The 7,520-nt window shown below is 56.1% G+C and carries 6 protein-coding genes, 2 tRNA genes and 1 pseudogene; 2 read left to right on the top strand and 7 right to left on the bottom strand.

Annotation, left to right across the window (positions count from 1 at the left end; translation table 11 throughout):
* Positions 1–2 precede the first annotated feature (2 nt).
* Complete coding sequence (locus tag JX360_RS06300) at positions 3–239, top strand: hypothetical protein (protein ID WP_244349794.1); 237 nt, start codon at positions 3–5, stop codon at positions 237–239.
* Between the two features lie 40 nt (positions 240–279).
* Here JX360_RS06300 and JX360_RS06305 read toward each other — a convergent pair whose 3' ends face one another.
* The 3 genes from JX360_RS06305 to JX360_RS06315 form a co-directional block, all read right to left on the bottom strand.
* On the bottom strand, positions 280–2,673 hold the full coding sequence (locus JX360_RS06305) for an endonuclease MutS2 (RefSeq protein WP_244349795.1): 2,394 nt from the start codon (positions 2,671–2,673) through the stop codon (positions 280–282).
* The gene (locus tag JX360_RS06310) at positions 2,673–2,843 is read right to left on the bottom strand and encodes a hypothetical protein (protein WP_244349796.1); all 171 of its coding nucleotides are present in this window, start codon (positions 2,841–2,843) and stop codon (positions 2,673–2,675) included. Before JX360_RS06310 ends, JX360_RS06305 begins: the two co-directional genes overlap by 1 nt.
* 112 nt (positions 2,844–2,955) lie before the next feature.
* Positions 2,956–3,483, bottom strand: coding sequence for an adenine phosphoribosyltransferase (locus JX360_RS06315; RefSeq protein ID WP_244349797.1), 528 nt, complete (start codon positions 3,481–3,483; stop codon positions 2,956–2,958).
* 209 nt (positions 3,484–3,692) lie between these two features.
* Between JX360_RS06315 and JX360_RS06320 the strand changes: the two genes are divergently transcribed.
* On the top strand, positions 3,693–4,130 hold the full coding sequence (locus JX360_RS06320) for a hypothetical protein (RefSeq protein ID WP_244349798.1): 438 nt from the start codon (positions 3,693–3,695) through the stop codon (positions 4,128–4,130).
* A gap of 103 nt (positions 4,131–4,233) precedes the next feature.
* Here the strand turns inward: JX360_RS06320 and JX360_RS06325 are convergent.
* The 4 genes and pseudogenes from JX360_RS06325 to JX360_RS06340 form a co-directional block, all read right to left on the bottom strand.
* A tRNA-Met gene (locus JX360_RS06325) sits at positions 4,234–4,307 on the bottom strand.
* Between the two features lie 37 nt (positions 4,308–4,344).
* Positions 4,345–5,331, bottom strand: a complete 987-nt coding sequence (locus JX360_RS06330; protein ID WP_244349799.1) for an XdhC family protein — start codon at positions 5,329–5,331, stop codon at positions 4,345–4,347.
* Positions 5,332–5,572: 241 nt separating this feature from the next.
* Positions 5,573–6,872: pseudogene (locus tag JX360_RS17850) on the bottom strand (RNA-guided endonuclease InsQ/TnpB family protein).
* 203 nt (positions 6,873–7,075) lie between these two features.
* A tRNA-Gly gene (locus tag JX360_RS06340) sits at positions 7,076–7,146 on the bottom strand.
* Positions 7,147–7,520: the final 374 nt, after the last annotated feature.

The raw sequence follows: 7,520 nt of genomic DNA on the forward strand, positions 1-7,520 counted from the left end.
CGATGTCGGAGCGCGAAACAGTTTTGTGGATGTGGGTGCAAGGTTTAGGGTTAAATTTATCCGGTCTGGCTTTGTTGGCGGCAACAGGTACCGTCTTTGGGCCGGTGGGCTGGACGGGAACGGGGGTAGCGATCATGTTGAAGCTGATCGGGGATGGACAACTGATCCGAGGCTACTGGCTCTGGCAAAGCCAACAGCAACAACTGGGATCCCCCTCTGAGCAGGCACCAGTTACTTGAGTCAGTTGCGGAGCGCGTACAAAAGGTAGCCAATAGAGATTCACCGTAACTGCGCTACCGTCACCCCCGTGCCTCCATCCTGGCTCTCAGCAGCCTCAAAGCTCTGTACCCGCGGATGCTCCCGCAAATAGGCTTGTACCCCGGCGCGAAGGCGACCGGTGCCATGACCGTGAATGATCCAGACGGGGCCAGGAGGAGCTTGGGCGAAGTGTTGCTCTAGGAGGATCTCGGCATCGGCAATGGTTTTTCCCCGCAGATCGAGGGTATTTTGGCGGGTGCGAAGGTTAAGGGGCGCTGGGGCAGAGGGGGCTGGGGGGGGTGCTTTGGGCCGTTGGCGCTGCTTGGCCTGATGCTCGTCGATGGGATCCAGGTGTCCACGAGGCACCGTAAATTTCAGAATGCCGCTGCGCACCACAAACACATCTTCTTCAACGGCGATCACCTCTCCGGTGTGGCCCAGACCCCGCAAGCGCACCCGGTCCCCAATTTCCGGCACAAATTCCGTTTCCACCGGTGCAGGAGGAGGGGAATAGCGTTCCTGAATTTCATCCAGCTTGGCGGTGATTTGCTGGGGGGCATCCCCCTGCTGTAGCTTGCGGATGGCGGCAGCCACTTCTTCTCGGGCAGCGGCCAAAAGGGCTTGGATCCCCTGGGTTTGTTTTTGCTCAAGCTGGGCTTCTCGTTCCGCCATCTGGCGGCTGCGCTGTTGCATCTGCCGTTGCAAGGCTTCTAGCTCTCGGTGCAGGGATCCCACTGCGGCGGCGCGGGCTTCCAAGTCCGCTCGTTGTTCTTCCAGCCCCGCGATCACCACATCCACTTGGCTTTCCCCCTGCAACCGTTGCTTGGCCCGTTCCAGAATCTCCGCATCCAGGTGCAGCCGTTGGGCAATGGTCAGGGCATTGGAACGGCCTGGGATCCCCCACAACAGACGATAGGTGGGGGCCAGCGTCGCCTCATCAAACTCCACCGAGGCATTTTCAAAGCCGGGATGCTGGTATTTCAGAGCCTTCAGCTCCCCGTAGTGGGTGGTGGCCAAGGTGAGCTGGGCATGTTCCGAGAGGAATTCCAGCAGTCCCGCGGCCAGGGCAGCACCCTCCGTGGGATCCGTCCCGGCACCGACTTCATCTAGCAAAATGAGGACGGATTGTGAGGTGGAGCGCAGAGCCTGCACCATGCGGCTGATGCGGCGAATATGTCCGGAAAAGGTGGAGAGGCTTTGCTGCAAAGATTGTTCATCGCCAATATCGGCATAGACCTCATCGAACCAAGGAAGCTGGGGTGGATCCTGAGCCGGTAAAAAGATCCCTGCCTTGGCCATGAGGGTAAGGAGGCCTAGCGTTTTTAGGGCAACGGTTTTGCCACCGGTGTTGGGACCTGTGATAACAACAGCGCGAATGTTCTCCGCTAGGGTGAAATCAATCGGGATCACCCCAGACTCGTTGCCTTCTAAGCGGCTTTGCCAAAGAAGCAACGGATGTCTGACTTGGCGCAATCGCAATCCTGCTGAGACAAATTGCGGACGATTTCCCTCCAACCACAGGCTGTAGCGGCCACGGGCTAAAGCCACGTCTAGCCCTACCATTAAGGCCTGTAGCTGCTCCAAATCCGGTGCGACGGATCCCACCTGAGCCGAAAGGGCTGCTAGGATGCGTTCTTCTTCCGCCTGAGTTTGGGCTTGGGTTTGCCGCAGGCGGTTGCCCAATTCCACAACAGCATAGGGTTCTACGTACAGGGTGGCGCCACTGGCGGAGCTATCGTGAACGATGCCTTGGATGACATCGCGGTGGCTGGCTTTCACCATCAAGACAAATCGCCCCTGCCGCTGGCTAATCAGAGTATCCTGCAGCGCTTGCGGGTATTGATTCATCAGTTGGTGCAACCGTTCTTGAATGTGGCTGCGTTGCTGACGTTGCTGGCGGCGCAAATCGGCAAGGGTGGGGCTGGCGCTATCTCGCACCTCACCGTGATCTTCTAAGCAGCGAAAGATTTCCTGTTCCAGCTCAGGATAGGTACGCAGCGGGCTTATCCATTCCTGCAGACGGGGTAGGCGGGTATCAGCATCAATGAGGCGACGGATGCGGCGGGCTGTCCCCAAAGTGGTAGCAATTTGGATCAGCTCTTCCCCGGATAGGATCCCCCCCCGTTCGGCGCGTTCCAGAGCTGCTAGAAGATCGTGAATGCCCTCCAGAGAAAGCCCCCCCGGCTGGCTTTGCTCCAAACGAATGGCTTCCTCTGTTTGATCCAGGTGTTCTCTACTGCGGTCTTGACTCAGCCAGGGATCCAGTTCTAAACAGGCGCGGCGGCCCAAGGAGGTGGCGGCAAAGGTGGCTAAATGTTGACAAAGACGGGGCCACTCCAACAGTTCCAGGGTTTCCTGCCGGAGGGAGGGATCCGGCCCAACCAGGGGAGGGTGCAAGGTGGGGGCGGTTGGCATTAACGGCTACGGGAAGAATACAACCGCAGTTGCTCGAGTTCTCGTAAAAACTGCTTCTGGTAGTTCAGGAAGGCGGTATGCCACTCGCGGAAGCGGCGTTCGCCATCGCGCACCAGCATTTGCCGGTATTGTTCGGAGTTAAGGCGAGGTTGGGAAGAAGACAGGCTCATGGAAGCGCTCTGAATCTGCTCTGAATCTATTGTGGCAGCCTGTGGCCGGCTCTTGAACGGGATCCATTCCGAGGGTTGGGATTGGTTGGGGCTAGGGTTGCCACTTCCCGTCTTACTCAGACTCTTCTACCATCAGCACATGGGTGGGGATCCCAGCAGGCAGCGCTTTACAACCGGGCAAAAAGGCGAGTTCGATCAAGAAGGCGAACCCCCCCACTTCAGCACCCGTTTGGGCCACCAATTCAGCGGTAGCAGCTGCCGTTCCCCCTGTGGCAATTAAATCATCCACAATCAACACCCGTTCTCCGGGCCGCAGGGCGTGGGCACGCAGTTGCAATTCATCCTCACCATATTCCAGGCTGTAGCGTTGGCTAAGAACCGGCGGGGGAAGTTTACCGGGTTTGCGGACAGGGACAAACCCCAGGCCCAAATGCTGAGCCAAAGCAGCGCCCAAAATAAATCCGCGCGACTCGATACCGACAATGTAGTCGAGGGATCCCATGCCGGTGGTGCCAGCAGCCAATTGTTCAATGGCCACCCGAAATCCAGTAGGATCTTGTAACAGGGGGGTCATATCCCGGAAGAGGATCCCAGGTTTGGGGAAATCGGGCACCAAGCGAATTAGGGATCTCAGCTCCATCCTGTTCTCCTCCCGGCCACGCTGCCCGCTGAAAGGGCGTTCCAAGCAACCCATCATACCTGCTCCTCTTGGCAATGACGGCTCAGGGCCTCAACATCACCGGGATCCCTTGGCAATTTCCGAGCCTAGGTGGGAGATTCTTTATAATTGGCAAGGCTGGGGGGCTATGGCTTACCTGGTCGTCCTTTTCCTGACCTCGGAGACTTCCCATGCGCTATTACATGGCCATTGACTCCAATCCTCTAGCCAGTTTGCCGCTTTCCTTGTTTGGGGTGAGTGGCGAATCGGCCTATGTCGATCTGCTCCAAGACAAGTTAATCGTGCGGGCGGGCAGCCTGTTCAGCGAAACCTTCTCCCTCAGTGAATTGGGACAGGGGGAGCGGTTTCCCTGGCCTTGGTACTACGGAGTGGGGGTACGCACCGATTTCCAGGGGATGGTTGGCCCCGTCACCAGCACACAGGGGGTGGTGGCCATTCCGCTGTTGGAGGAAAAACCGCTGTTCATCCCCTTGTTGGGGCCCGTGGGGCTACAATTGCCCTGCAAAAAGATCGTCTTTAGCCTCAAGGATCCGGATACGTTCTTGACGAATTTTAATCAGGGTCGTCCTGACGTGAATGGTGGCCCGAAGAATGTGGTGATCGAGTAGGGAATTCGGGATCCCCCTCTTGGTGTTCTGGATCCCGTAAAACAACAAAAAGCCCCCAGCCAAATCGGTTAGGGGTTCTTGTTCAGTAACCATTGACTGGATATAGCGGGGACTGGATTTGAACCAGCGACCTTCGGGTTATGAGCCCGACGAGCTACCAGACTGCTCTACCCCGCGTTGCTTTGACCAGCCACGCTAGCCTAGCCTTTTCTGGTCAGATCTGGCAACTGAGCAAATTTTCTCGACGGGTCTGGATCAGTTGGGCAGTGATGCTGATGGCAATTTCGGCGGGGGTTTCGGCGTGGATTTCCAGGCCAATCGGGGCGTAGAGGGGGGCAAAGGCATTCTCAGGGATCCCTTCCTGGGCCAGGGTTTGCAGCACCGTTTTCACCCGTTTGCGGCTGCCGATCATCCCCAAGTAGCGGTAGGACAGCTTGGCTTGATGAAGGGTACGCAAAATTTGACAATCGAGGCTATAGCCGCGGGTGAGGAGAGCAATGTAAAGATCCGCAAGACAACTGAGGTCTGGGATCAGGTCTGAGAAGGGCTGTGGGCACAGCCGCTGGGCGGTAGGGAAACGCTCTGGAGTGAGGTATTCTGGGCGGTCATCTTGAATCCAAATGCGAAACCCAGCCCAATGGGCGATTTGGGCCAACGGGATCCCACAGTGGCCGGCTCCAACGATCAACAGGGTGGGAGAAGGGAGGAGGGGATCCACAAAGGACTCGCAGGTCGCGTCAGCGGTGCGGAGCACTTTGAGCTGAGGGCTGGAGAGGGACTGAAACTCCGAACTGAGATAGGGAAATCGCTGGGGATCCAGGGGAGTAATCAATTGCGTGCCTCCCCCTGTGGCCAAGGCTTGCTGAATTTGGGTGACCCGTGCTTGGGCCAAGGATCCCTGCCACCGTTGCAGCCAAAGATTCATTCGCCCACCACACACCCCCAGGGGAGAGTCCCTCAGGTCGATGGAGACTTCCACCCCGGCTGGATCGGTTGCCTGCAAAAGGATCTGCGCCTCAGCAATCACCTTGGCTTCTCCGGCCCCGCCCCCAATAGTGCCCAGCAGACGGCCATCGGATCCCAGCGCCAGTTTTGCCCCCACCTGCCGTGGCACAGATCCCTGAGTGCGGATCACAGTAGCCACCACTACCGGGCCGAGGGAGATCATCTCCGCCAGTTCTCGGTAAAATGCCTCTTCCACGCGGTTGATTTGGTTAACTACAACTTTCCCTGCTACAGCAATCTTGTCTGATTCGCAAGAATCTATCTGCCTGCTAGCCCTGTCGGTTGCTTGAAACTCCTCAATCTTTCAGCAAGGCTACGGGATGCCTGTCCAACCATTGAGGGGATCCCCTACTCCAAACCCTCACGCTCTGACATCCTCCCGACGCTGTAGCTTGCTTCCCCCAGGGTTGCTACGCATACAGCACGGGGTTCCTCCTTCAACCAGCCGACTTGTCCAAATCAATGACCCTACGGGTCGTGCGGAGCACGATTGCTTGACTTGGATAGTGGTCGTTCTGTCCAGAGGCGTTAATTCCGGTGTGCCCCACCGTACTCAATCCAGCCAATCTCAATCCCTTCTCCAGGATGTTCCATGCTGCATTCTCATCTCGGCATCGCACAGAGCCACAGTGAGGACAGATATGAGTGCGGGTACTCAGAGTTTTCTGAACTGGCTGCTTGCAATCAAAGCAATCAACTGTAGTGTTCTGGGCTGGAACAGGTTGCTGCACTTTGCCAAAGATCCGGGCATAGTATTTCACCCAATCAACGAACAAACTCCAGGCTGCATCGCTGATCGTGCTCCGCACGGCGCGGAGCGCCATGGACTTCGCCAAACGAGAATTACGAACCATGTTCCGCACCTGCAAATTCTCATAGGCAATGAAGTCGTTAGACATCACCAACGCACGGGCTGGTTTCACAGCCCAGTCTTTACGCTGCCGACTCACTTTCAGGTGTTGCCGTCCCAGACGATTTGTTGCTTTCTTGCGATTTTGGGATCCCTTTTACTTTTTGGAAACTCGCCGCTGCAACCGTTTCAGTTTGCGCTCCGACTTCCTCAAAAATCTGGGGTTTTCTACCTCAGTGCCATCGGTTGCCTTGTAGAAATACTTCAACCCCAGGTCAATGCCAACGGCTTTGCCTGTGGGTGGAATCGTTTCCTGTCGGTCAACCGCAATGCAAAACTGAGCGTAGTAGCCATCCGCTTTGCGCACAACCCGAACCCGCTTAATCTGGGAAATCGGGTAGAAATGCAAGTCCCTGGCTCCTACCAGCAAAAAGGTTCCGGCCTTGAAACCATCGGTGAAGGTAAGATGCTTCCGGTCTTCAGAGAGCTTCCACCCAGAGGTTTTGTATTCCACCGAGCGGCAATTCTTCTTGAACCTGGGGAAGCCCTTCTTTCCGGGCTTCTTAGCTTTGCAATTGTCGTAGAACCGTTTGATAGCAGACCAGGCACGCTCCGCGCTAGCCTGTCTTGCCATCGTGCTCCGCACGACCCGGAGGGTCATCGAATTAAGCTTGCCTGCCCATTCAAATTCCTTGGCCAATACAGCACAGAGCTTGGAGAGGTCGTACTGTCCTAACCCCTTTGTTGTCCATCCAGTAGCGCACACATTTGTTGCGAATGAACTGAGCAGTTCTAATCGCTTCATCGTCCTCCGGACGGCGCGGAGCGCCATCAATCAGCGCGAACTGAGTGGGATTACCTCTGAGCTTGGTTTCTAGAACAATCATGAGAGGCAAAACTCAAGCCTTATAAAGATATTTTGCCATAAACAGAAGAGCAAATGTATGCAAAAAGGTCTGTTTTGTCGAACAGATTGTTGGCAAACTCACCGGGGTTGACCGGATTCGTTTGCCGCGACTTTCATCTCGACGCTGACCCTAGTGGGTACAGCGCGAGCCTTCCCGTCTAGCAAGGTAAGGATTTTCTAGGAAGCGGGCGGACGGAATCGAACCGACAACAACAGTTTGGAAGACTGTAGTTTTACCATTAAACTACGCCCGCACAGGTACTCACCTGTACCGAATGTCCATGATAACACCTCTGCTCCACCCAGAACCCGAAACCGGCCTCACTGGGAATGTGGGTACTTTAATCTGCTCAAGGGATTCTCAGCTCACAAAAAAGCCACCCCCGTAGTTGGGAAAGTGGCTCCTAGTTGATCTCGAAGTTGATCTCGAAACTGGGCTTGTCAGCTAAGCTCACTCCCCAGTTGGCTTAGCGCAACCCGAAGGCAGCAGCAAGCACACTGTGGCCAACAGTAGCTTCAACAGCAATGCTGATGACAAACCCCAACATCGCTAGCCGTCCATTCCAGCGCTCCGCCTTTTCAGTCCAGCCAATTTCCCATTCAGGCGGTGTTTCGCTGTCTTGGCCGT

Source organism: Thermostichus vulcanus str. 'Rupite', assembly GCF_022848905.1.
Classification (GTDB): Bacteria; Cyanobacteriota; Cyanobacteriia; order Thermostichales; family Thermostichaceae; genus Thermostichus; species Thermostichus vulcanus_A.

Excerpts from the sequence above, each read along its gene's own strand:
- JX360_RS06305 (WP_244349795.1), bottom strand. The coding sequence starts at position 2,673 with ATGCCAACCGCCCCCACCTTGCACCCTCCCCTGGTTGGGCCGGATCCC.
- JX360_RS06320 (WP_244349798.1), top strand. The coding sequence starts at position 3,693 with ATGCGCTATTACATGGCCATTGACTCCAATCCTCTAGCCAGTTTGCCG.
- JX360_RS06310 (WP_244349796.1), bottom strand. The coding sequence starts at position 2,843 with ATGAGCCTGTCTTCTTCCCAACCTCGCCTTAACTCCGAACAATACCGG.
- JX360_RS06315 (WP_244349797.1), bottom strand. The coding sequence starts at position 3,483 with ATGGAGCTGAGATCCCTAATTCGCTTGGTGCCCGATTTCCCCAAACCT.
- JX360_RS06300 (WP_244349794.1), top strand. The coding sequence starts at position 3 with ATGTCGGAGCGCGAAACAGTTTTGTGGATGTGGGTGCAAGGTTTAGGG.